Genomic DNA, 23,436 nt, shown 5'->3' on the forward strand with positions numbered 1-23,436 from the left:
CCTCACTTCTTGTTTCTATCGTTTTATTGTACCTTAACATACCCAATAAGAAAAACCCTTGGTGAACAGATTTCTCCAAAGGTTTCTCTTTTATTTTGGTTGCCATGAGACAAGGGCTGCATGAAAGTCATGACGATAATAATAGCGTCCCTCTTTTTCTTCAATAAAAGGTGAGAGAGCTTCTTCCACATGTGCTTGCTGGACATTTGCCGTTAAAATTTTTTTACTTTGCGTTGTAACAAGCTGTTCATAGCTTTCATATTCATAGACACGTTCCAAAGGGATAATTTGACAATCCGCATAAATATTCATCTCATACAGTAGATTTAAAAATTCTATATAATCTCTACGAGGAAACTTAATTTCATAGCCATACTTTTCATATAATCGCTCATAGTGAGGCTGAATAGGACCTGTCGTCATGCCAATGATGGCACGCTTTTTCGCAAGCCGATTCATATGGGATAAGGCGGCTTTAATTTCATACATCCGATAAAAACAATTCACGCCCAAAACGATATCATGTGGCTCAATTTCATCACTTTCTAGACTTTCCCATTTCGCATGAACATATGAAACATGCTCCTGATGAGGCATACACTGTTGTAAGTAATGCAGCATGCTTTCAGAGCTATCCACACAGGTTAGCTTGTCCACTCGCTCAGCCAATGGAAACGTATAATTACCCCATCCTGGCCCAATTTCTAATACAGAATACTGTGGCTCAATACTTTTTTGAAGCTCCTGAAAAATGCGTTGGGCATAAGGATCAGTTTGTCCTATTTTTTTACGTGCAACGGATTGAGCCCAAAATTGCTCCTCTAACTGATCATTGACCATGCGCTCCGGCATCATTCCATGCCAGTCTTTCATGCCCTCCTGCCATAATGCCTCATAATTAATGGCTAATGGTCCTTTTCTTGTCATATAGATACCTCTAAAGATAAAATTTCATATATTTTTTTCATATCCAGATTTGCTCGAACATGGTCGGCTAACATATTATAGGCGTCCTCTCTTCGTTCTGCATCACTTTTTACATCATTCGGTAAAGCCATTAACCCTTTTTTCACTCGTATTTCATTGACAAGCTGACGAGTAAAGGTGCGATTATGGAACATGCCATGAAAATACGTACCAATCACTTGCTCATCATGACTCACTGCGCCATCTTCTCGACCATCCTCTAGCAGTAGAAAAGGTGATACTTCATCACGTAAAATTTTCGTACGTCCTAGATGTATTTCATAGCCCGTCAATGTATCCTGCCCTCTTGTTCCTGTCATTTGTACCGTTTTTTTAGTGCCTACAAAAATCGTTTCCATTGGCAATAGCCCAAGACCATTTGCAGCTTCACCATTTCCCTCCACTGCTTCAGGGTCTAGTAATGTTTCACCAAGCATTTGGAAACCACCGCAAATGCCAATAATTTTTGTGCCGCGCTCACGTAAATGGGTAATAGCTTGATCGAAGCCCTGTGCTTTTAACCAAGCTAAGTCATCCATTGTACTTTTTGTTCCTGGCAGTATAAGCAAATCCGGTGTGCCTAGCTCATGGACATTGCTAATTAAACGTACACCTACTTCTGGCTCATCGAAAAAGGGATCAATATCAGTGAAGTTTGAAATACGGGGTAAACGAATCATCGCTACATCGACAGTAAATTCGCCTGGTTTTGGCTTTTTAAAGCGTAATGACGATAATGCAAGGGAATCCTCTGCTTCAATATTGATATTGACATAAGGAATCACACCAAGCACCGGGATACCTGTTTCTCTCTCCACCCATTCAAGACCATCATCTAATAATTCACGCATGCCTCTAAATTTATTGATGATTAATCCCTTAACACGGGCGCGCTCATCATCATCTAGCAACGCCAGTGTACCAACAATCGAGGCAAAGACCCCACCACGATCTATATCAGCAACAAGCACTACCGCTGCATCTGCTAAATGTGCCATTCGCATATTAGCAATATCACGATCCTTTAAGTTAATTTCAGCTGGGCTACCTGCCCCCTCTAGGACAATGACATCATATGTATTTTGTAGCGTACGGACAGATTTTTCAACGATTGGCATTGCCTCTTGCACAAAATTATTGCGATAGCTTTTGGCATCCATATTTAAAAAATGCTTACCATGGACGATGACCTCAGACATCATATCTTGCTTCGGTTTCAGCAGAATAGGATTCATATCAGTCGTCGCAATAACACGGGCTGCCTCTGCCTGCACCCCTTGTGCACGGCCGATTTCGCCACCATCCTTCGTAACAAACGAATTAAGAGCCATATTTTGCGATTTAAACGGGACAACACTTAGTCCATCATCCGAAAATATACGACAAAGTGCCGTACAAATCATACTTTTTCCAACATCGGAAGCCGTTCCTTGAATCATAATCGATTTAGCTGGCATAGTCACTTTCCTCCGTCATTATTGGTGTAACGCAGTATATTGTATTAGAGCTGTGCGGGTTTGCCTTCATTTCGGGAGTATTCTCGGAGCAAGCACGAGTATTTCTCTCCGCTCCGCGAGTATTCTTTAGACAAGCGCGAGTATTTCCCTTCGCTCCGCGAGTATTCTTTGGGCAAGCGCGAGTATTTCCCTTCGCTCCGCGAGTATTCTCGGGGCAAGCGCGAGTATTTCTCTCCGCTCCGAGTATTCTCCGATTGATCGAGACTTTCGCGCCGCGCGTATATTTTTCACCCAGCAATGGTGAAGGGTTTTAAAATTCTAGCCCTTTCACCGCTGGGATGCCTTCATCATAGTAATGCTTTGTTGCATCGATGGTTGACACTAAATCAGCCATTGCCGTTAAGGCAGGGTTCGCGCTTCGACCTGTGACCACCAAATGCATCGTCGATGGACGTTGCTGGATCGCCTCTATGACTTCTGTTAGTGGAAGGACATCATCGATAGGAAACTTGGTGATAGCCAATGCATTGTTTAGTTCATCTAGCACCAATAAATCAATACTGTCGTCTTGCAGGGCGGCCTTCGTTTTTTTCCATGCTTTAGCTAAGGCAGCACGATGCTCTTCAGGTGTCTTTGTCCATGTAAAGCCGATACCCATTTGCTCCATTTCCACACCTAACTTGCGAAGGGCAATTTGCTCACCGTACGTACGCTCAGGTGATTTAATAAACTGCATATAGCGCACATTTAAGCCACGGCCAACTGCACGTAATGTGACACCTAGAGACGCCGTTGTTTTGCCCTTTCCTTCACCTGTATATACTAAAAACAAGCCTTTTCTTGCCATGTGAGTAGCCCCCTTACAGCCATGTTGTCTTTTCTGCAAATGGTGTACGCTTTTTGTCGCTTTGCTCCTGCTCTTGTGGATAGCCAATAAATATCGTACCGACTACTTTTTGAGAGGCACTTGCACCAATAAATGCATGCATACGTGAATCATGCACGAGCCCAACACCACGTGTACGCCAAACAAAACCAAGACCTAGCTCATCTGCAGTGAGCCACATGGACATAATGGCACTACATACGGCAAAAACATTATCCTCTGTCGCATCAGTATCACCTTCGACAATGTCTGCAGTAACAACAATGGCCACAGGCGTTGTTTGCACAACCTTTAAAGAGCTTTCCACTAAGTTCGGCTTTGTGGGGAAACGCTCTTGTAAATAGGCACTCGCCATTTCTTCATAACGCTTCATTGCCTCATCTTGAATAACATAAAAATGCCAAGGCTCACGCATACGGTCATTCGGAGCATAGGTGGCTGCTTGTAAAATTTGCTCAATTTTTTCTTTCTCTACTGGTTGTGTTGTGTAATTTCGAATGGCTCTACGCTTTTTTAATGCTTCTATAACGGTCATGTTGCTTCCTCCTTGTGCTCTTCTAAGAAATGATTATGAAAATGTTAATCCCTGCTCTTCAAACCATTGAATTTTCTCACGTACATTGACTACCTCTCCCACGACAATCATCGAAGGATTATGATACCCTTCACGTTCAATAATGGCCGCTATCTCATCTAGCTGTCCTGTAATCGTGCGTTGTTGAGCAGTTGTTCCCCACTCAATGACCGCTACTGGCGTTGTGGCCTGACGTCCGTTTTCAATTAATTTGCGAGCAATGTAGGCAATATTTCCAACACTCATGTAAAATGCGACGGTATCAATACCTGTAGCCAATGCTGGCCAATTCAAAAAATCCTGTCCTTTTTCTTCACGACCATGCCCCGTCACTAGGGCAAAGCTTGTCGCGAAGTCTCTATGTGTCACTGGAATCCCTGCATAAGCAGCTGCAGCAATGCCGGCTGTAATACCAGGAACGATTTCATAGGTTATGCCATGATTTTTTAATATTTCTGCTTCCTCAGCACCACGTCCAAATACAAATGGATCGCCACCCTTCAGACGTGTCACAACTTTACCTTCTTGTGCTTTTTCAACAAGTAAGGCATTAATTTCATCTTGAATAAGGTGGTGCTTGCCTGGAAGTTTACCGCAATAAACGAGCTCTGCATCCTTTTTTGCAAAGTCGAGCAATGTGGGATTCACAAGACGGTCATAGGCAATCACATCAGCTTTTTGAATACATTCCAGACCATACACAGTGATGAGCTTCGGATCCCCAGGACCTGCACCAACGATATATACTATTCCTTCCTTCATTGCTTCGCTCCCATCAAAAGTTGTTGTAAATAGGCTTCACGTTTATCAATCTCTCCATGACGTGTCCATTCCAGAATGCTTGGCTCTAGCAATGCTTGTAATGCCGCCCGTCTTTGCGAACCTTTGTCATACTTAGCAGCAATCATTAATCGAGCTTGCTGTAAAAAGCATACATAGTCATCATAAGCATCATCGAATTGATCTTCTAAATCTGCTTTGATCTTGCGCGCTAGACTGGGGCTTGCTCCCGATGTCGAAACAGTTAACACCAATGGGCCACGACGAACAGTAGCAGGTGTAATAAAATCACTTTCACTTTGTCTATCCGTTCGATTGATTAATTGCCAATGCTGTGCCGCCTCTTGAACAGCTTCGTTTACAGCCGTCACATTCGTTGCAGCAATAATGAGAATGGCATCATCCAAATCACGTGGTTCAAATTCCTTCTGCTTCCAAGTAATTTGCCCCGAATCGGCAAGTGGCTGTAATGTATCATGTAGGGTTGGACTGACTATGACAATATGGGCCTTTGCGGGTAATAGAGAGGCTACCTTCTGCGTTGCCACGTGTCCGCCACCTACAATCACTACGGTTTTATATTCTAGATTGATATGAATAGGAAAATAATTAGTCATCATTTTTCACCTTCTTACAAGCTGTTAACCAATTGTCAACTAGCTTTGGGTTTGATACAAAATGGAAATGTGTATAACCAGCCACCACATTCCCTTTTTTATAGCCTTCTTGCTTTTTGCCAAAACGACCAATCGTCTCGTAGGCTGGTGTGTTGTGGGTACCACTATATTTAGAATAATGGAATTCATGGCCCTTCGCTTCTTGCTCCACACCAATTAAGAAATTATCTGCTGTGCCAAAAATTTCACGATAGCCTAGTGCTGCAAGCTTTGTCTGCATGGCCACTTCCCCTGGAATCACACCTACCATTTCATAGCGTTCACCCTGACTATTTGTAATAGCCTCTGTTAAATACATAAAGCCACCACATTCCGCTAATGTTGGCAGTCCTTTGGCAATAGCGTCTTGAATAGAGTCTTTCACGACTGTATGTGAAGCCAATGTCTCTGCGAATTCTTCAGGAAAGCCACCACCAATATAGAGGCCATCTGCTTCTGATGGTACAGGCTCATTGGCAAGTGGAGAGAAAAATTGTAATGTCGCGCCTTTCGCACGTAGCAAAGCTAAGTTTTCTTCATAATAAAAATTAAATGCTGCATCCCTTGCAACCGCTATACAAATATTTTGTGAAGGCTCCTCAGCAAATAAATGACCTGATTCATGTAGGATAGGGGCTTTTGTTAAGTCAAGTAATTGATCCAAGTCAATCGTTTCTGCCATAAGGTCACCTAGTTTATCAATAAATGAATCTAGTTCTCCCCTTTCAATGGCGGGTACTAACCCTAAATGACGACTCGGAATATCGATGCCTTGTTCACGTTTTAAATAGCCGATGACAGGAATGCCACATTCTTGTTCAATAGCCGCCTTGGCGATTTCATAATGACCGACACTGCCCACTTGGTTCGCAATAACGCCAACGATCCTCGGTTTATCTGACAAAACTTGAAAGCCTCTTACAACAGCTGCTACACTACGCGCCATACTTGCACAATTAACAATTAAAATAACAGGGCTCTCTGTCACTACACTAATATCTGCGGCAGAGCCAGCATCTGATAAAGGACTTTTGCCATCATAGAAGCCCATCACACCTTCAATAATGGACACATCCGCATCCATACTTGCGCGTGCCACAATATCACGTACTGCTTCATGGGAGAACATCCAGCTATCAATATTGCGTGATACTCTACCTGTTACAGCCGTATGATACGTTGGATCGATATAATCAGGGCCACATTTAAAGCCCTGCACTACTTTTCCTTTATTTTGTAGTGCTTTCATCAGTCCAATGGTGAAAGTAGTTTTGCCTACCCCACTACCCGTACCAGCTAGTACAAAACGATTTGTTTGCATGGACTTCCTCCTTAAAATAGGTATCTCGCAACTGAAATCGTAGCATTACCCGATTTCTTCTTTTCTAATAGGAGTGACTTGACCTGTGCATAACGCATAGCCGCTGGTTCACTCACACCATAGGCACCTGTATATTTAAAGACTGTTTCAGAAGGGGAAGGAAATTCGATTTGATTTAATTCCGCCGGGGTATAAGTGACGAACTCCCAATCATATTTCTTGGTAATATCTAAAAAACATTGTTCATCTTTTTTTAAATCAATCGTGCATAATGCCTTCACACTTTTTTTCGAAAGCTTTAGCTCTGCCAAGGTTTCATCAATCACTTGTTCAATTTCTTCCACAGATGTCCCACGATTACAGCCCATACCGAGCACAATAGATTTTGGTCGATAAATAACACCGTTTTCTAGAAGAATCTCTTCCTCTTGTTCTATGATTCGATCCGTTATTAATAGCGTGGCATGAGGTTTAGCCTCGATGGCTGCCTGTGTGGATGGATAGATTTTGATTTGCTCTGGCATGGCAGTATCACGCATCCACCAATCGCGCTCACCCGTTTCCTGCACAATGGCCACACGCTCCTCATTTACAACGGAAGCACTCACTGGTGTCAATTTGTCGGCACTATCCCATACCCACCCAAAACGGGCGCCAAATAAGTCAACAGGAATCGTCTTTTGCACATCAGAAGCTGTTGTAATAATTGGATTTGCACCAAGTGCCGCTGCCACCTCATGCGTTAGCTCATTGGCACCGCCAAGATGCCCTGATAATACGCTAATGACATTGTCGCCTCGATCATCAATTACGACAACGCCAGGGTCTGTCTTTTTATCCTTTAAAATGGGCGCAATCATGCGTACGACCGCACCGAGCGAAATGATTAAAATCAACCCTTTATATTGTTTAAATAGCGTTGGCAATAACAAGCGCACGGTACCTGTAAATAATTGAATATGCTTTTCTGCTTCATCGCCTTGCTCAAATTTACTCATATAATATAAATCACTCGCTGCAAAGGTTTGTTGCAGGCGACGTCCAATTTGAACACCATGCTTCGTAATGGCGACAACCGCATAAGGATTGCGTTGATCAACCTCTGGTAATACACCTTCCTGTAACTCAATCACTTGTCTTCACACCTTTTCTAAAGCCATGTGTAAAGGTTGCATCATATAACTTCGAACGATATTGATCCTTATCATGAATGTTCGGGTCTAATGCCCAACCAGCTAGAATCATTGCATGCTTACGAATACCATTTACACGCATTGCTTCATCTAATTCGATTAAAGTCGTACGCACGATCTTTTGATCTGGCCATGAAGCACGTTGAATAACTGCTACTGGCGTATCATCAGCCCAACCAGCACTTTGTAATTCTTTAACAATTTTTTTTGTAAGTGTTGCACTAAGGAATAAAGCAATTGTACAATGATGGCTCGCCAAGTCACGCAGCTTTTCAAATTCTGGGACAGGTGTACGTCCTTCTGCACGTGTTAAAATGAGGGTTTGTGTTAAATCAGGAATTGTGAGCTCTGCACCAATTGCCGCTGCTGATGCAAAAACAGAGCTAACCCCTGGAATCACTTCATACCCAATGCCTTCCTTTTTCAATAGAGCCACTTGCTCCATGATGGCACCATACATCGCTGGATCACCTGTATGCATACGAGCTACTGTTTTCCCAGCATTAACACGCTCCACCATAACGGCCACCATTTCCTCTAAATGCATGCCAGCAGTTCGAATGACCTCTGCATCAGGTTTGGCTTTCGCAATAAGCTCTTCACTCACTAATGAATCTGTGTACATGACAACGTCTGCTGTTTGCAGCATATGTAAACCTTTAACTGTAATTAAGTCTGGATCACCTGGACCAGCGCCAACTATATAGATTTTCTTCATTATTTACGCACCACCATTAATGTTAGATATTCTAATTCCACACCATCCAATTCACGAACATCCCAAATAACTTCTTCATCAGAAGTGACCTTCGTCACGACAGATGCTTTATCTAATAAATCTAGATCACGTAGCACCTCAAGCATTAAATCGATCACCTTTGCCACTTTAATAAAGACAACGGCATCATGACTTTCAATGGCTTCACGCATTGCTTCATAATCATCATGGGCAGGAATAATGGCCACTCGGTCATCGCCATCAGCTAAAGCAATCCCTAATCGAGACGCGGAGCCATTGAACGAAGAAATCCCTGGCACCGTACGGATTTCTACATCTGGATGCATGTCCTGCATCAACTTCATCATATGAATAAACGTACTATATAGTAACGGATCTCCCTCTGTTACAAAGGCTACATCCTTACCAGCTTGTAGTTTTTCGTAGACAAGTTCTACTGATTTTGTCCATTCACGTTCAAGGACAGCCTCATCTTTGGTCATAGGGAATACAAGGCCAAGCATATCTTTTTCGTCTGGATTAATATAAACATCGACAATGCGATGGGCATAGCTTTTACTACCTCTTAGCTTTTTTGGATAGGCAATAACAGGTGATTCCTGAATCACACGAAACGCCTTGACTGTAATTAATTCTGGATCGCCAGGACCAACGCCCAAGCCGTATAGTACACCTAGATTACTCATTATTTTCTTCCTTTCGATAAGCCGAAATAATATAAATTGGATTTAATGGTACAAAGCGTGTCATATCTAAAATAGGTTTGCTGCGCGCAAGCTGTGCCTGTAAAATATCAACCGCAAAGCCACAAGCCTTAAACGCTTCCACCGCTTTATATAAATTTTCAATGGTCGCTGCATTTAAGACAATACGACCGTTTGGCTTCAAACGACTACAACATAACTGTAGTAACTCCACCATTTCGCCACCCGTACCACCAATGAAAATGGCATTAGGATCTGGGAAGCTGTCTAATCCCTCTGGTGCTTTACTATGAATCGCTGTGATATCAACACGGAACTTTTGCTGATTTTGAAGACAGTTGTCTAAATCAGGTGCATTTTTCTCTACAGCAAATACTTGACCCTCTGACGCAAGTTTTCCTGCCTCAATCGCCATAGAACCCGTACAAGTACCAATATCCCAAATAATGCTATTCTGTTGAAGCTGCATGGCCTGTAAGCTTAAAACACGTATTTCCTTTTTCGTGATCAGTCCTTTATCTGGCTTGCGTTGTGAAAACTCTTCATCATCAATCCCAAGCGTGTAACGTTTCGGTTCCATTATTTGTTGTAAAATCACGACATTTAATGGCGAATAATGAGCGCTTTCCATTTCATCTAACGAATACCAGCCACATTTTTCGTTTTCGCCCTGTAAATTTTCTGCAACAAACGCTCGGTATTCTGTCATACCAAAATGCTTTAAATAACGAGCGAGCGCATTGGGGCTATTATCAGCATCCGTTAAAAGCGCTACTTTCTTCTTCCCATCGATACGCTGTGCCAAGCCTTTCATTGGTCGTCCATGAATACTTGTGACATAGGCATCCTGCCAGCTTTCTCCCATCTTCGCAAAGGCCAGCTGAACAGAACTCATATATGGATAAACCTCAATATCTAGCTTTTTAGCTAGATAGCCCCCAATGCCATAAAATAATGGGTCGCCAGTGGCAAGGATTACCGTATTTCTTGTTTCCTTAGATAATCTTTCAACAAGTGCTGAAATTCCCCCTTTAATGCTGATTTTTTCACCTGTAAAGTTCGGGAAAAAATCCAGTACTCGCTCACCACCAACAAGTACCTCACAGTCTTCAATCCACTCGAGGTATTGGGGAAATAAGCTTGCTAATCCGTTATCCCCGATCCCAATCAATTTCATCGATCGATGCAATGTCATCAGCCCTTCCTAATAATTGTCCCTGCATCGAATAAATCGATGTGGAAAGTGTTAAACCACCTTTTATATGATGGATAGAGGAATAACAGCACGCCTCACATAAATGATGAAAGAATGCATCATAGCCCTTCTCCATCATGATTTCACCTACTTGTGACGCTGTATTTGCCTCACGTACTTGCGCTATTGTTTCTCCATCTGCTCCTGTATCCTCTGCAAGTTGTGCTAAAAAGTTAAAATCGATTGGTGCACTTTTGGAATGAACCATCATGACACCTTGTGCCACCTTAGAAAATTTCCCCATCATACCGACAAGAGAAACTTGTTTGATACCGAGTCGCTTACAATGTTTTAAAGTAAAGCCGACAAAGTCGCCCATTTCAATAAAAGACTCTTCTGGTAAATCGGGGTATTGTTTCATCGCAAATTTTTCGCTGCGACCGCCTGTCGTTACCACTAAATGCTCACAACCAGCTTCTTTAGCTACACTAATGGCTTGTACAATACTTGCCATATACGCAGAACTCGAAAAAGGCACGACGGTTCCCCTTGTGCCTAAAATTGAGATGCCTCCAAGTATACCAAGTCGTCCATTTAACGTTTTTTTAGCGATTTCTTCTCCTTTAGGTACGGAAATCACTACGTTCACGCCTCGTGTAATGTGAAATTCGTCTAATACCCCTTGAACCGTGCTATGAATCATTTTACGTGGTACAGGATTAATGGCTGCCTCGCCAACAGGCACTGGTAAGCCAGGCTTTGTAACACGCCCGACCCCAATCCCTCCATCTAAATGAATTCCAGGTGTATCAGCCCAGCTCACTGTGCCAACAATAAGCGCCTGATGGGTCGCATCAGGATCATCACCAGCATCCTTAATCGTTTCACAGCTGACAGCATTTTCTTCAAATATGCATTTTTCAATTGTAAAGGTTGCATCCCGACCAATCGGTAAATGAATGGTACTCGTCTCCTGCTCTTCCTTTGTAATCAGAGCGAGCAATGCAGCCTTTGTTACCGCAGTTGCACAGGCTCCCGTTGTATAACCGTGACGCATGTCCTTGGGATCCTTTTTTGGCTTCCGCTCCATTATTTTTTCGCCTGTTCATCCGCTAATAGTGAAATGGCATTTAACGCGGCAACCGTCACTGTACTACCGCCTTTACGACCAACATTGGTAATGTACGGAATCCCTTCGAGTTTCAGCAATTCTTCTTTTGACTCGGCTGCTGACACGAAACCGACAGGCATACCGATAATTAAATCTGGTTTTGCTAAGCCTTCTTTAATTAAACGAATCAATTCTAGTAAGGCAGTTGGCGCATTACCAATTGCATAAATCCCACCTTCATGTAATTTTGTAGCCTTTTGCATGGAAATGATGGCACGAGTTGTATTTTGTTTTTTCGCTTCTACTGCGACATCTTCATCCGCTATATAACAATGTAAATCGCCACCATGCTTTTGGAAGCGTTTTTTACCAGAGCCACTTTCAATCATTTGAACATCTGCAATGACATGTCGTCCGGCAAGGATGGACTCAATCCCTGCTTCAATTGCACCAGGTGTAATGATGACACTGCGACCTAGCTCAAAATCCGCCGAAGCATGGATAATACGGCGCACAATCTTCCACTCGTCCTCTGAAAAATCATGATCGCCCATTTCCTCTGCAATAATCGAGAAACTATAATCGTAAATTTTATCTGGGTCTACCGTTAATGGTTTGAAATCTGTTTTAAAATCCATGGATAATGCCTCCTAAAGTGTATGTTGTACAGCCTGTAATATTTCTTCAAATGTTGAATATTGTTGGCCATATTGAATGGTTGGTCTTGCAATAAGAATCGTTTCAATATGACAGGCAAGAGCTGCCTCAAGCTTCTCATCAACTGAGCCAACTTTACCGCTTTCTTTGGTGATCATCAAAGTTACTCCATATTGACGAAACAATGCTTCATTTAATTCCTTTGAAAACGGACCTTGAATAGCTACAATATCTCGTTGTGCCACACCAAGTGCCTCACATTTTTCCATATTGTCCAGTCGTGGAAGCATGCGAGCAATTACTCTCGTATTTTCTAAGCCTTGTAAAACCTTTGTAAAAGTAGCAAGTGTTTTGCTGCCTGTTGTCAGCATGATGACACCTCGCTTTTTTGCCGCTAATTGGGCAGCCTCCTCATAATCCTTCACTATCGTAATGAGAGGATGCGCATAGTGTTCATGGGCACGCTCATAGCGAATATAAGGAACTTGTGCCTGTTCGGCCGCTGCCATTGCATTTTTAGAAGCTTCCTCAGCAAATGGATGAGAGGCATCAACCACCATTTGATAGCCTTGCTCTGTTATGATGGCTGCCATTTCCTCAGCTGTCAGTCGACCTATTAAATGTGGTAGGCCAACGTCAGCAAGACTAGAGGCTGCCGAATCAGTCACGACGGTAGCTGTTACCGCATGTCCTGCGCTTTGCAGGGCAAGGGCTAGATCCCTTGCATCACTCGTCCCTGCTAACATGAAAATCATTTTACTGGCTCCTCTTCATGGTGGTGGTCATGGTCATGATGGTGGTCGTGTCCGTGATCATGATGATGGTGATGGTGATGATGGGCATGTCCATGAACTGCCGCATAGGCACGATAATTTTCTAAATCTTGCATGCCTGTAGATGTACCATTTATCGCTTGTTCAATACGCTCTAATAAAACATTTTGTAAACGTTCATGGTAGCCAAAATAATTGGCAATTTGAACAGTACAATCTGGATATTGTTCATTAAACTTCACACACATATCATTCATACGTTCCATTAAAATACCTGTGAATAAAAAGTATGGGAGCATGATGATTTTTTTCGCACCTAATTTAACACAGCGTTCAATACCTTCTTCAACACGTGGATCTGTTACGCCCATAAATGCACTTTCCACATATTTAACAGGTAATTTTTCCCATAAAAGTCGTGTAATTTTATAAAAATCACCATTTGCAGATGGATCACTGCCACCTCGTGCAATCAATAAAATGGCTGTATCTTGTTGCTCTTGTTCTGAATGAAAACCAATTTCCGCTAGACGATCTTGTAAAATCGCAAATATTTCATCATGAATGCCAATGGTTTGACCATAGGTAAATGTAATGTTCGGATAATGCTCACGCGCATGCTCGATCTCTGCTGGAATATGCAGCTTTGAATGGCCTGCATGAAGTAAAATAATCGGAATTACATGAACCTCTGTAGCCCCTTTCTTCACACAATTCGTAATGCCTTCTTCGATGTTCGGTGAAGCAAATTCTAGGAAACATGTTTCCACTAAAAATTGTGCATCAATACGCGGTGTCATTTGTTCAATAAATGTACGTACCTCATCATTTCCTGCTGCTAAACGGCTCCCATGGCCGACAAATAAAATAGCTTTCATCTCTTTTCTCCTCACTAGTCGCCGCACGGAGCTGGCTCTACTTTTATTTTGGAAGACATATCTTGATACGTAAAATGCAATATCTTTTTCACACGTTTAAAATATTTAAATAAACGTTCATTTGGGTGAGCATTTGCTTTATATTCTTCAATAATATCTGTAATTAGTGGAATCAGTTGTTCAGGCTCCAACCCTTCTACAACAGGCTGTGCTGCATGGGCCGTACGACCAACTGGCTTCGCCCCAATAAAGACATCAAATTTACTTTTGCGATAGACAATACCAATATCATCAAATACAGCCCGGTAACAGGCCATACCACAGCCGTTAAAACCGATATTTAATGTTTTCGGCAAAGACATTCCACCTAATTTTTGTTGTATTTCTTCTGCATAGGGAATCGAATCGGCCTTTTCACCATAGCAAAAATCACAAGCCTTCAAGGATAGCACATCACCAATCGGCGCTAATAAAAAGCCTACTTCCTGTAATTTCTCCGTGATACGTTCAGGGGCAGTCGTTGGGATTTTCAAATGGATTTGATGGTCTGGTGTATATTCCATCGTCCCCTCTTCCCCAACGACCTCTGCTAACGTCATCATTTGCTGAGGTGTGAAAAACTTATTCACCACTCCTGGGCTTACAGCTAATTCAAAAATGGATTCTATTTTTTGCTGTACAAGTTTCGGCGTTACTTTGACTGCACTTGTTCCTTTCACCATTGCGAGTGCCGCTGTAGCCATTTCAAGTGCTGTTTTTTTTGGCTTTGGCGTAGCGGCTACACTGGGTTTATTAAAACGCCCTGCATTAGGATCTGCTGTAAAGTCTTGTCGTGCAGTCCCTGTCTCTTGGTTCATTGCCCAAGGTTCATTTTCTTCACGTAAACGTTGATGTGGACGTAAGGGTTGTTTTTCTTCACCCAATGTATATTTACGTTGATAGCCACGTGGTGTAATCATTTTATTGTCATAGAAAAATGTCGACGAATTACCAATAATGACTGTCGTCAGCATTCCAATGTCATGCTCCAGCATTTCGGCTAATGTTGTCATCGTCACTTCTTGACGATCGCGGTAAGCACTTTTCACAAGTCCTACTGGTGTGTCAGGCGAACGATATTCTAAGAGAATGCGCTGTGCTTCGACAATTTGTCTTGTTCGGCGACCGCTTTTTGGGTTGTATAAAGCGATTACAAAATCCGCCATAGCGGCTGCCTCGACGCGCTTGGCAATTAAATTCCATGGTGTTAGATGGTCACTTAAACTAATCGTACAGGCATCATGCATAATCGGGGCACCAAGTAAGCTAGCACATGAATTGATGGCAGAAATACCAGGGACAATTTCTACCTCAATCCCCGTTGCTTCTGTCCAGCCTAGCTCAATCAATACCTCATACACTAATCCCGCCATACCATAGACACCCGCATCACCACTTGAAATGACTGAGACAATGCTTCCAGCCTCTGCTTGGCGCACCGCTTCCTGCGCACGGGACACCTCTTCGGTCATTCCAGTACTGACAATCGACTTCGCACTGACTAAATCTTGAATCAACTCCACGTAGGTTTTGTAGCCTATGATCATATCACTTTGTTGTAATGCCTCTACCGCCCGTGTCGTAATATGCTTAAAGTCTCCAGGTCCAAAGCCCACTACAAAAATTTTTCCTTTTTGCGCCATGTTGTTACCCCTCTTTCACCTTTTCGATCCCTTTAATGGCTGTCGTTTGTGCTGTACGCTGTAATGTACCTTCACGAAGTGTAAAGACATGTTCGTTGTATAAGGATTCATGATGTAAATCTTGTACAAGTGTTCTAGCATGCTCTGTTGATGGTACACGATACCAATTCCCTTGCGGATAGGCGATGACCACACAAGCATCCTTGCATCGTCCATTACAGCGCGTTCTTGTTGTATGTATCTCTTGATCAAGTGCTTGCTGTTGTATTTCTTCTCGAATAGCTAGGGTAATTTCCTCCCCACCTTTGTTCATGCAACTACTACCATTACAAATAAAGAGATGTGTTTTCATCCCCTCTAAATTCCATGTTGTCATCTTCTGTCTCCCCTCATTTGCTTTCTGGAAAAAGAAAAACCTTTACTCTAATTACGAAGAGTAAAGGTTTTGTAGAAGCCAAATAAAAACGAATAAAATAAAATACAGGTACTCGCTCTTGCTTCAACTTCTCCCTCCGAAAAGTTTGCATGCACAATCAAATAAGCAGGTTTCCTGACTTAAGCTTCATTTTACTATCGCACCTTCCCAAGTTTGCACCAGTGGCTTTGCAATTTCATCAGCTATTACAGTAGCGGGGGCTGTATTGGATTTTCACCAATTTCCCTATTATCTCGAGTTATTCGAGCACTTATCGACGTTTTATATGAAATTTATTATCTTCTTAATAGAATAGAAAACTGTCTCTATCATATCTCATTATTTTAAAATTTCAATATTTCTATAAAAATTTATGACAATTTTATCAATTTTGTGTGTAGACCAGGTATAAAAATTATAATATCTCCTTATTTATGACAATTCAGTAGTTATCAGAATCTTCTCTATTGACCTTCAATTGAAAATATTTTTAAAAAAAGTATAGCATATTTATGGAAAATCATGTTACACTTTGTCGTGAAATCTCACAACTTAATGTTTTTTCGGTGTAAAATACTTATCATTTTGCTTAAAAGGGAAGCCGGTTTGAGTCCGGCGCGGTCCCGCCACTGTATTAGGGAGCTTTATAGAACATGTCACTGTCCAACGGATGGGAAGACCTATAAAGTGTTGAACTAGAGCCAGGAGACCTGCCGAAAAATATGTGATCGTTTCAGCCTACGAGGATAGGTGTGCGGCTTAGCAGATGAGAATGTTATTTGCTTTTTTAGCTATGCACTTTTCCAACAACGGAGAAGTGCTTTTTTATTTACGCACGCTACATTCTAAAAATCTATTAGTAAGGAGGAAAGCTTTTGAAATTTTCATGGTGGAAACTTAGTTATTTTTTATTGGCCTTTTTACTCGTGCCAAAACGTGCCTTTGCTATGCATATCATGGAAGGTTTTTTACCAATCGAATGGGCTATTTTTTGGTGGGTCATCTCTATCCCATTTATTATTCTAGGATTGCGCTCCATTCGCAAAACAATTGAAGAAAACCCTGAAACCAAAATGCTTTTAGGTCTTTCAGGAGCCTTTGCTTTTGTGCTGTCGGCGTTAAAAATCCCTTCGGTTACAGGTAGTTGCTCCCACCCAACTGGTGTTGGACTTGGAACGGTTTTATTCGGACCTCTAGCTATGAGTGTCATCGGAACGATTGTTTTATTATTCCAATCTTTATTATTAGCACATGGTGGGATTACCACTTTAGGAGCGAACGCCTTCTCTATGGCGATTGTAGGCCCATTTATTGCTTACTTTGTCTTTAAAGGGGCTCAAAAAATAGGGTTGTCATTTTCACTAGCTGTTTTTTTTGCTGCGATGCTTGGTGACTTAGGTACATATGTTGTGACTTCTGTACAGTTAGCATTAGCCTTCCCTTCAGAGGTTGGCGGCTTTATGGCATCGTTTACAAAGTTCGCAGGTATTTTTGCCTTAACTCAAATTCCGTTAGCGGTGAGTGAAGGAATTTTAACGGTCATTGTGATGAATTTCTTGAAAAAGTACAATGTCAGCGAATTAAAAATGTTGCGTGTTTTCTCAACAAAGGAGGCACATTAGTAGATGAAACGAAATTTATTACTATTAGCGATTGTTGTGCTGTTAGCTATCATCCCATTGTTTATACAAAAAGGTGCAGAATTTGGTGGTGCTGATGGAGAGGCAGAAGCAGCCATTGGCGAAATCAATGCAGAATATGAACCGTGGTTTGAAAGCTTATGGGAGCCACCAAGTGGTGAAATTGAAAGCTTATTATTCGTGCTACAGGCAGCTATTGGAGCTGGTTTTATTGGCTACTTCATCGGCTATATGCGCGGCAAGCATAAAGAAGGTTAACCCGTTATGTTACTCATTGATAAGTATGCGTATCTTAATAAGCTAGCGTCCGTTCATCCGCTAGAAAAAATGATATTTTCAATTGGTCTACTTCTCGTAACGCTCATCATGAGAGATGAACGACTTTCACTCATTACATTTTTTGTAATGAGTGCTTTTATCATTTTAGGTGCAAAAATTCCGCTTACCTACTATGTTAAGTTATTATTGCTACCTGGATTTTTCTTACTAACAAGTCTTGTATCCATCTTGCTGTCAATCACACCAGCAACTCATGTATTACCTGCCCATCTGTGGTCTTTTACGTGGATGAATTGGACAATTTTCATCGGAAAAGCAAGTGCCCTGTCCGCCCAACAATTGTTCTTTATTGTCCTTGGCAGTAGTAGTTGTTTATACTTTTTAATTTTGACCACATCCGTACAAGGGATTTGCTATGTGCTCCGACAATGGCGACTGCCCTCTTTATTGGTTGAGCTTATTGAACTAACCTATCGTTTTATTTTTATATTTTTAGAAAGCATGTACAGAATACATCTTGCCCAGCAAGCGCGTCTTGGCTACCATTCTCCAATGCAATGGCTACGCTCCGTATCCATGCTTATTGTGGCGCTATTTGCTGAAATGTTTCAGCGTAGTCGTGAGCTTAATAATGCCATGCAGTCACGGGGTGGCGAAGCCGTCTACTGGCAAGAGATGGGCTCCTATAGCAAGAAAAATTGGCTAGGCATAGCGACACTGTTCCTATTCCTCATTGTATATGGAGGGTACTTCTCATGACAGCATTCTATTTTGAACTAAACCGCTTGTCCTATGCCTATGCAGATGGTACGAAGGCATTGTCAGACATTACTTTACACATTCCAAAAGGAAAAAAAATTGCCATCCTTGGTCATAATGGCGCTGGAAAATCAACATTGTTTCAGCATCTTAATGGTATTTTACAACCGTCAGCTGGGACGATTGTTTTTGATGGCAACGAGCTTCAATATAGTCGAAAAGCTTTAAAGGCACTTCGCCAGCAAGTTGGCATTGTTTTTCAAGATGCGGATCATCAACTTTTTTCAGGTACTGTCAAGCAAGATATCGCATTTGGACCACTAAATCTTGGCTGGTCTACCGAAAAAATCGAAGAAAAAATAGCATGGGCTGTTGCGCAAACGGAAATAGGCGATTTACTCGAAAAACCTATTCACTTTCTAAGCGTAGGTCAGAAAAAGCGTGTGGCGATGGCAGGTGTTTTAGCGATGGAGCCCTCTGTCCTCTTATTAGATGAGCCAACAGCAGGCCTTGACAATTATTATGCTACCCAAGTTCTACAGTACCTAGGTAAATTAGAAGACGGCGAAAGAACCATTTTACTTGCTACCCATGACATTCCCCTTGCTTATGAATGGGCGGATCAAATCATTGTCATGGAGGCAGGGAATATCATTTATAACGGAGACCCGATCGAGTTGTTTTATGAAGAAGAATTGCTGCAACGTGCACATCTCGAACGTCCATGGGTTTTTGATATGTTCATGACATTACAAAAAAAGAAGCTATTGCAGGAAAACATTACACCCCCCCGCTCCAAGTGTGAATTACAACAATTAATAGAACAATTGTAGACAAAAGTCATCGAGAAATTCTCTCTCGATGGCTTTATCATTTTTTATTTTCTTTCATATTCAAAAATTAGTAAACTACTACGAAATCAAAAGATTCGATTTATGTTAGCGATACGTCAAATTCGTTGCGATGTCTTTGATGGTTTGGCATGCCAAAAACATATTGGATAAACGTAAAAGAACGAAGCGTGCAATACTTGGAAGTCCATCAGCTGAATAGAGGCTTTCTACTAAATTAGTTGTAAAACAAAAAACTTTAGACAATTCGAAGGAAAAAATAGTGAAAAATTTTCCTCCTTTACGAAACTTTTCTAATCTTTATCCGTATTAATAGAGTCGAGACTTAATTTATAACACCAAGGAGAGATAACAATTGAAAAGTTTGTTTAAAAAATCAGTCGCTATTGTAGCATCCGCTACACTAATGGTTCCAGCTGCTTCTGCCTTTGCTGAAGTACCTCAGCATAAAGCCAAGAATGTACTGGCAAGTAGTATGAAACAAACAGAGCAGAATGAAGAAAAATGGATGAGTAAGGATAAAATTGTTATCAAGCATTCAGGACTTGATAAAAATGTACATAAAAACATTGGCTCCAAAGTCATCCGCTCCATTCCTTCATTAGGCTATGATGTGGTACAACTGAATAAAGGCGTATCAATAGAAAAAGCAGTTGCTTACTATCTAAAGCAAGATGGCATTACAAGTGTATCTCCTAGCTATGTGTATCGCTCTTTTCAAACAGAAGTCGATCCAAAGAAACAAGAGATGTATCATTTAAACCTACTGCAAATGGATAAGGCACTAGAATTAGCGGGTGAGCATGATGTGACAGTCGCTGTCATTGATTCTGGTGTAGATTTTAAACACCCCGATCTAAAATCTCAAGTACTCCCACCCTATAATGCAGCAGCACCAGCGAATACTACTTATCCAGGTGATCACGGAACACATGTAGCTGGTATTATCGCCGCAGCTAAAGATAATGGCATAGGCGGACACGGTGTAAATCCGAAAGCGAAGCTACTACCCATTGACGTATTTAATGGCAAAGAAGGTGCAAATGATTTCATTATTGCACAAGGCATTTTGTATGCTATTGAACAGGGTGTTGACGTCATTAATATGAGTCTAGGAGGCTACGGGGAATCTCCACTGATGAAAGAAGCCGTTCAGAAAGCCGTTGACAGTGGTATTACAATTGTGGCAGCCGCGGGCAATGAATCAACAGATGAATACTCCTTCCCTGCTTCTTATGAGGGTGTTATTAGTGTAGGTTCAACGAATGAGCGCAACAAACTATCAAGCTATTCAAATTACGGACCGTCCGTTGATGTTGTTGCACCAGGTGAAGAAATTTATAGTACCGTTCATGATGACAAAAAAGGATCATCCTTCGTCAAATTCAGTGGTACATCCATGGCATCACCTGTAGTGGCAGGCGTCGCCTCTCTTCTTAAATCAAAATATCCACATTTAAAGCCGCATGAAATAGAGGCAATTTTGGAAATGACGGCACAAGATTTAGGAGCGAAAGGCTATGATCTTACCTACGGTCATGGACTAATCGATCCAGTCAAAGCATTGCAATTCGATTTAAATAAACTACCTAAACACTATTCAGAGTCGAAAGAAGAACGCATACAAAACGCTAAAGTTCTTGCTAAAAATACGTTAAATATCGAACACGGCGCTTTCGAGCAGCAAGATGAAAAGAAATGGTATAAAGTCGATTTAGACGCAAATGAATATGCTCAGCTAACATTAAAAGGTGCAAACAAATATGATTATGCCTTTGATTTATATTTCTACCCAAATAATCATAAGGGTGAAGTAGAGCCGATTCATGTCAATGATGTTCGCGTAGGAAAAAAAGAAGGTTATTTATTTAAAGCAGATCAAAAAGGGACGCTTTTAATTGCTGTCAAAGATCATAATGGTAGCTATAGCTTAAAAGGCAAATCTACTTACACGTTTACAGCACAAACGACGAAGAGCTTGCCAATTGATACATTAGATAAATCTACTATGGCGCCGATAAATAAGTTCCCTTATAGTACGGCAGGCAAAAACTATACCCTTCTGTCAAAAGATCAACAACGAGATCAAGATTATTTCACATTCTCTGTAAAAGAACCAACGACATTACAATTCGACCTGTCGGGTATTCCAGGTGTCACAGCCTCTATGGAGCTTTATCTTAAGGATGACTTTCAGCCGATACCACCAGAAGAAGCTGAGCAAGCTAAAATTGATGACAGCGAGGAAGAACAAGCCTATCCTATGCAAACAGCAAATGGTACAGCGAAAGGTGAAGCAGTTAGCATGATTATCGATGCTGTACCGGATCAGGAATATGTTTTAAGTGTCTCTAATGACAGTAATAGTGAGTTTTCTATGGAAATGTTCTTTAGTGGTGGTATTGAAAAAGAAGAAACGGTTAGTGAATCGATGATTCCTTACACATTAAAAGGTGAAGTGGTTACCCTTCCACCAGACGAAGATGGGCTACCGTTAAATGAAGCCATGTTAGAAGAAGGAATGCCAGAGGGACAATTACCGATTACACCAAGTAAAACTAAAAAACGCAATGAAATTGACAGCCTAATGGGTATGCTAATGAATCCAACGGCGTCAGGGAATCTAGAAAATGTTGAGCCGATTATAAAACAGGCTATACGCTTTGAAATTGGTGAAAATAAGAAAGCTTATTTCCAAACAGACTATGATGAAGATTATTTCTTATTTAAAACGAAGGAAGATGCCCTTTATAGTTTCAGCTTTATCAAAGGGATGAACCAAAAGCCTGCTGGTACCGTATTTGAATATGATGAGGAAGCAAAGGAATTAATCCCTGTTTCTTCCTTAACAAATGACCTTGGATTACTAGCACTACTGCTTGGTTCGACTGGAAATGAAAATGATGCAAAGGTCATCCCATTGAAAAAGGATAAAACCTATGTGGTCGCTGTTGTCAATGCTGGAGAACGATCTGCTGAACCTTATACGTTGAAAACAAAAAAAATCGGTGATATTCCAGCAGATTACAATCCAGACAATCATGAGGAAGCAAAAGCACTGAAAATTCAGCCAGGTACGACTTATAAAGACCATCTTATTTATCAAGATGATGTAGATTATTACTACTATAAGCAAGAAGGCAATGATGAAGTGATGAGTCTGCTTCTTTCTTCTACCCCATTTACAAATGAACAATTAGCTCAACTACCAAAAGAGCTTCAAAAAGAGTTAAAATTTGCTGGCTCTATTATTGAAGATACGAACGGCAATAAGAAAATTGATCCGAAAGAAATGGAAACAGAAATTCCATTTGGACTAAGCGATAATATTCTTGAATTATTACTTGGAATGGGTGGAACAACAGATGTAAATACATCCTTCAAAGCCAAAAAAGACCGCGGTTATTTTATCCTTGTCAACAGCATGGGTCTTGGTCAAGTGTCTGTACAACCTTATACTTTAACGATGTTCAACCATCAGCAAGCAGATGAAGATGCAGATTCTGAATTAGTGAATGGTGTACCAACAAAACCATCTGCCCTGACAAAAAAAGATGATAAATGGGTTGCAACTCAATATTTAAATGCAGGTATTCCTTTCGGTGATAAGGACTATTTTGAGTTTAATAATGTCCAAAAACGCGATGTCGTTTTTTCACTTCAAACAGAAAAAGCATTAGATGGTGTGATCCGAGTGATTGATGCGAACGGAAAAACCGTTAAAACCTTCGATCTTTACGGAGCTGGCGATACTGAAGTTGGTACAGTTGAACTACAAGCTGGTAAATACTATATTGAAGTCAGTGAGTATTATGGCAAAGCAAGCACACAACCATATACACTTGAAATTAAATAAGTAACATCAAGCAACATCCCCTAGATACTATTTGCTATCTAGGGGATGTTTTGATAAAAAAAAG

23 protein-coding genes and 2 riboswitches are annotated in these 23,436 nt (G+C 41.3%); of the genes, 5 read left to right on the forward strand and 18 right to left on the reverse strand.

Features of this window, described 5'->3' with window-relative positions; genetic code table 11:
• Positions 1 to 90: 90 nt before the first annotated feature.
• The 17 genes from MHI22_RS06690 to MHI22_RS06770 all read right to left on the reverse strand — a co-directional run bounded on the left by MHI22_RS06690 (position 91) and on the right by MHI22_RS06770 (position 15,948).
• A complete protein-coding gene (locus MHI22_RS06690) occupies positions 91 to 927 on the reverse strand; it encodes a class I SAM-dependent methyltransferase (RefSeq protein ID WP_089934751.1) in 837 nt (278 codons plus the stop codon).
• Positions 924 to 2,423 carry a cobyric acid synthase gene (locus tag MHI22_RS06695; protein WP_089934749.1) on the reverse strand — a complete coding sequence of 500 codons (1,500 nt, stop codon included), beginning with the start codon at positions 2,421 to 2,423 and terminating at the stop codon, positions 924 to 926. The genes MHI22_RS06690 and MHI22_RS06695 overlap by 4 nt, the downstream gene beginning before the upstream one ends.
• 310 nt (positions 2,424 to 2,733) lie before the next feature.
• Entirely contained in the window at positions 2,734 to 3,270 is a 537-nt protein-coding gene (locus tag MHI22_RS06700) for a cob(I)yrinic acid a,c-diamide adenosyltransferase (protein ID WP_058844520.1), read from the reverse strand.
• Between the two features lie 13 nt (positions 3,271 to 3,283).
• Positions 3,284 to 3,844 (reverse strand): nitroreductase family protein, encoded by a 561-nt coding sequence (locus MHI22_RS06705; RefSeq protein ID WP_036120059.1) that lies wholly within the window; start codon positions 3,842 to 3,844, stop codon positions 3,284 to 3,286.
• Between the two features lie 33 nt (positions 3,845 to 3,877).
• Entirely contained in the window at positions 3,878 to 4,645 is a 768-nt protein-coding gene (cobA, locus tag MHI22_RS06710; RefSeq protein WP_036120058.1) for a uroporphyrinogen-III C-methyltransferase, read from the reverse strand.
• The gene (locus MHI22_RS06715) at positions 4,642 to 5,280 is read right to left on the reverse strand and encodes a precorrin-2 dehydrogenase/sirohydrochlorin ferrochelatase family protein (protein WP_036120061.1); all 639 of its coding nucleotides are present in this window, start codon (positions 5,278 to 5,280) and stop codon (positions 4,642 to 4,644) included. Before MHI22_RS06715 ends, cobA begins: the two co-directional genes overlap by 4 nt.
• Entirely contained in the window at positions 5,273 to 6,640 is a 1,368-nt protein-coding gene (locus MHI22_RS06720) for a cobyrinate a,c-diamide synthase (RefSeq protein ID WP_340811452.1), read from the reverse strand. The genes MHI22_RS06715 and MHI22_RS06720 overlap by 8 nt, the downstream gene beginning before the upstream one ends.
• Before the next feature lie 11 nt (positions 6,641 to 6,651).
• Positions 6,652 to 7,773: a cobalt-precorrin 5A hydrolase gene (locus MHI22_RS06725; RefSeq protein WP_089934741.1), complete on the reverse strand. Its 1,122-nt coding sequence runs from the start codon at positions 7,771 to 7,773 to the stop codon at positions 6,652 to 6,654.
• Positions 7,766 to 8,551, reverse strand: a complete 786-nt coding sequence (gene cobM / locus MHI22_RS06730; protein ID WP_036120052.1) for a precorrin-4 C(11)-methyltransferase — start codon at positions 8,549 to 8,551, stop codon at positions 7,766 to 7,768. The genes MHI22_RS06725 and cobM overlap by 8 nt, the downstream gene beginning before the upstream one ends.
• The gene (cobI, locus tag MHI22_RS06735; RefSeq protein ID WP_058844517.1) at positions 8,551 to 9,258 is read right to left on the reverse strand and encodes a precorrin-2 C(20)-methyltransferase; all 708 of its coding nucleotides are present in this window, start codon (positions 9,256 to 9,258) and stop codon (positions 8,551 to 8,553) included. The genes cobM and cobI overlap by 1 nt, the downstream gene beginning before the upstream one ends.
• The gene (gene cbiE, locus MHI22_RS06740) at positions 9,251 to 10,471 is read right to left on the reverse strand and encodes a precorrin-6y C5,15-methyltransferase (decarboxylating) subunit CbiE (RefSeq protein WP_340811455.1); all 1,221 of its coding nucleotides are present in this window, start codon (positions 10,469 to 10,471) and stop codon (positions 9,251 to 9,253) included. The genes cobI and cbiE overlap by 8 nt, the downstream gene beginning before the upstream one ends.
• A complete protein-coding gene (locus MHI22_RS06745; RefSeq protein ID WP_036120040.1) occupies positions 10,428 to 11,561 on the reverse strand; it encodes a cobalt-precorrin-5B (C(1))-methyltransferase in 1,134 nt (377 codons plus the stop codon). The genes cbiE and MHI22_RS06745 overlap by 44 nt, the downstream gene beginning before the upstream one ends.
• Entirely contained in the window at positions 11,561 to 12,220 is a 660-nt protein-coding gene (locus MHI22_RS06750; protein WP_058844515.1) for a precorrin-8X methylmutase, read from the reverse strand. Before MHI22_RS06750 ends, MHI22_RS06745 begins: the two co-directional genes overlap by 1 nt.
• 12 nt (positions 12,221 to 12,232) lie before the next feature.
• On the reverse strand, positions 12,233 to 12,994 hold the full coding sequence (gene cobK / locus MHI22_RS06755; protein ID WP_089934737.1) for a precorrin-6A reductase: 762 nt from the start codon (positions 12,992 to 12,994) through the stop codon (positions 12,233 to 12,235).
• Positions 12,991 to 13,890: a sirohydrochlorin chelatase gene (locus tag MHI22_RS06760; protein ID WP_340811457.1), complete on the reverse strand. Its 900-nt coding sequence runs from the start codon at positions 13,888 to 13,890 to the stop codon at positions 12,991 to 12,993. The genes cobK and MHI22_RS06760 overlap by 4 nt, the downstream gene beginning before the upstream one ends.
• Before the next feature lie 14 nt (positions 13,891 to 13,904).
• On the reverse strand, positions 13,905 to 15,572 hold the full coding sequence (gene cobJ / locus MHI22_RS06765; protein ID WP_058844512.1) for a precorrin-3B C(17)-methyltransferase: 1,668 nt from the start codon (positions 15,570 to 15,572) through the stop codon (positions 13,905 to 13,907).
• 4 nt (positions 15,573 to 15,576) lie between these two features.
• The gene (locus MHI22_RS06770) at positions 15,577 to 15,948 is read right to left on the reverse strand and encodes a (2Fe-2S) ferredoxin domain-containing protein (protein WP_036120017.1); all 372 of its coding nucleotides are present in this window, start codon (positions 15,946 to 15,948) and stop codon (positions 15,577 to 15,579) included.
• Between the two features lie 147 nt (positions 15,949 to 16,095).
• Positions 16,096 to 16,277: riboswitch (cobalamin riboswitch) on the reverse strand.
• A 257-nt stretch (positions 16,278 to 16,534) separates the two neighbouring features.
• A riboswitch (cobalamin riboswitch) is annotated at positions 16,535 to 16,719 on the forward strand.
• 143 nt (positions 16,720 to 16,862) lie between these two features.
• Here MHI22_RS06770 and MHI22_RS06775 point away from each other — a divergent pair.
• From MHI22_RS06775 to MHI22_RS06790, 4 genes are read left to right on the forward strand one after another with little or no spacing between them, the layout of a single operon-like run.
• Positions 16,863 to 17,609, forward strand: a complete 747-nt coding sequence (locus MHI22_RS06775; RefSeq protein WP_036120014.1) for an energy-coupling factor ABC transporter permease — start codon at positions 16,863 to 16,865, stop codon at positions 17,607 to 17,609.
• Positions 17,610 to 17,612: 3 nt separating this feature from the next.
• On the forward strand, positions 17,613 to 17,885 hold the full coding sequence (locus MHI22_RS06780) for an energy-coupling factor ABC transporter substrate-binding protein (protein ID WP_058844510.1): 273 nt from the start codon (positions 17,613 to 17,615) through the stop codon (positions 17,883 to 17,885).
• A gap of 6 nt (positions 17,886 to 17,891) precedes the next feature.
• Positions 17,892 to 18,665: a cobalt ECF transporter T component CbiQ gene (gene cbiQ / locus MHI22_RS06785; RefSeq protein ID WP_036120002.1), complete on the forward strand. Its 774-nt coding sequence runs from the start codon at positions 17,892 to 17,894 to the stop codon at positions 18,663 to 18,665.
• Positions 18,662 to 19,498, forward strand: a complete 837-nt coding sequence (locus MHI22_RS06790) for an energy-coupling factor ABC transporter ATP-binding protein (protein WP_340809188.1) — start codon at positions 18,662 to 18,664, stop codon at positions 19,496 to 19,498. The genes cbiQ and MHI22_RS06790 overlap by 4 nt, the downstream gene beginning before the upstream one ends.
• A 105-nt stretch (positions 19,499 to 19,603) precedes the next feature.
• On the opposite strand, the gene MHI22_RS06795 is transcribed toward MHI22_RS06790, so the two are convergent.
• Entirely contained in the window at positions 19,604 to 19,762 is a 159-nt protein-coding gene (locus tag MHI22_RS06795; protein ID WP_340809189.1) for a hypothetical protein, read from the reverse strand.
• 109 nt (positions 19,763 to 19,871) lie between these two features.
• On the opposite strand from MHI22_RS06795, the gene MHI22_RS06800 reads away from it, so the two are divergent.
• Positions 19,872 to 23,372 carry a S8 family peptidase gene (locus MHI22_RS06800; RefSeq protein ID WP_340811459.1) on the forward strand — a complete coding sequence of 1,167 codons (3,501 nt, stop codon included), beginning with the start codon at positions 19,872 to 19,874 and terminating at the stop codon, positions 23,370 to 23,372.
• Positions 23,373 to 23,436: the final 64 nt, after the last annotated feature.

Source organism: Lysinibacillus sp. FSL L8-0312 (assembly GCF_038003285.1).
Taxonomy (GTDB): domain Bacteria; phylum Bacillota; class Bacilli; order Bacillales_A; family Planococcaceae; genus Lysinibacillus; species Lysinibacillus fusiformis_D.

What these genes read in the sequence shown, in the direction of transcription:
- MHI22_RS06690 (WP_089934751.1), bottom strand. Translation starts at nt 927, where the DNA reads ATGACAAGAAAAGGACCATTAGCCATTAATTATGAGGCATTATGGCAG.
- MHI22_RS06695 (WP_089934749.1), bottom strand. Translation starts at nt 2,423, where the DNA reads ATGCCAGCTAAATCGATTATGATTCAAGGAACGGCTTCCGATGTTGGA.
- MHI22_RS06700 (WP_058844520.1), bottom strand. Translation starts at nt 3,270, where the DNA reads ATGGCAAGAAAAGGCTTGTTTTTAGTATATACAGGTGAAGGAAAGGGC.
- MHI22_RS06705 (WP_036120059.1), bottom strand. Translation starts at nt 3,844, where the DNA reads ATGACCGTTATAGAAGCATTAAAAAAGCGTAGAGCCATTCGAAATTAC.
- cobA (WP_036120058.1), bottom strand. Translation starts at nt 4,645, where the DNA reads ATGAAGGAAGGAATAGTATATATCGTTGGTGCAGGTCCTGGGGATCCG.
- MHI22_RS06715 (WP_036120061.1), bottom strand. Translation starts at nt 5,280, where the DNA reads ATGACTAATTATTTTCCTATTCATATCAATCTAGAATATAAAACCGTA.
- MHI22_RS06720 (WP_340811452.1), bottom strand. Translation starts at nt 6,640, where the DNA reads ATGCAAACAAATCGTTTTGTACTAGCTGGTACGGGTAGTGGGGTAGGC.
- cobM (WP_036120052.1), bottom strand. Translation starts at nt 8,551, where the DNA reads ATGAAGAAAATCTATATAGTTGGCGCTGGTCCAGGTGATCCAGACTTA.
- cobI (WP_058844517.1), bottom strand. Translation starts at nt 9,258, where the DNA reads ATGAGTAATCTAGGTGTACTATACGGCTTGGGCGTTGGTCCTGGCGAT.
- cbiE (WP_340811455.1), bottom strand. Translation starts at nt 10,471, where the DNA reads ATGACATTGCATCGATCGATGAAATTGATTGGGATCGGGGATAACGGA.
- MHI22_RS06745 (WP_036120040.1), bottom strand. Translation starts at nt 11,561, where the DNA reads ATGGAGCGGAAGCCAAAAAAGGATCCCAAGGACATGCGTCACGGTTAT.
- MHI22_RS06750 (WP_058844515.1), bottom strand. Translation starts at nt 12,220, where the DNA reads ATGGATTTTAAAACAGATTTCAAACCATTAACGGTAGACCCAGATAAA.
- cobK (WP_089934737.1), bottom strand. Translation starts at nt 12,994, where the DNA reads ATGATTTTCATGTTAGCAGGGACGAGTGATGCAAGGGATCTAGCCCTT.
- MHI22_RS06760 (WP_340811457.1), bottom strand. Translation starts at nt 13,890, where the DNA reads ATGAAAGCTATTTTATTTGTCGGCCATGGGAGCCGTTTAGCAGCAGGA.
- cobJ (WP_058844512.1), bottom strand. Translation starts at nt 15,572, where the DNA reads ATGGCGCAAAAAGGAAAAATTTTTGTAGTGGGCTTTGGACCTGGAGAC.
- MHI22_RS06770 (WP_036120017.1), bottom strand. Translation starts at nt 15,948, where the DNA reads ATGACAACATGGAATTTAGAGGGGATGAAAACACATCTCTTTATTTGT.
- MHI22_RS06780 (WP_058844510.1), top strand. Translation starts at nt 17,613, where the DNA reads ATGAAACGAAATTTATTACTATTAGCGATTGTTGTGCTGTTAGCTATC.
- cbiQ (WP_036120002.1), top strand. Translation starts at nt 17,892, where the DNA reads ATGTTACTCATTGATAAGTATGCGTATCTTAATAAGCTAGCGTCCGTT.
- MHI22_RS06790 (WP_340809188.1), top strand. Translation starts at nt 18,662, where the DNA reads ATGACAGCATTCTATTTTGAACTAAACCGCTTGTCCTATGCCTATGCA.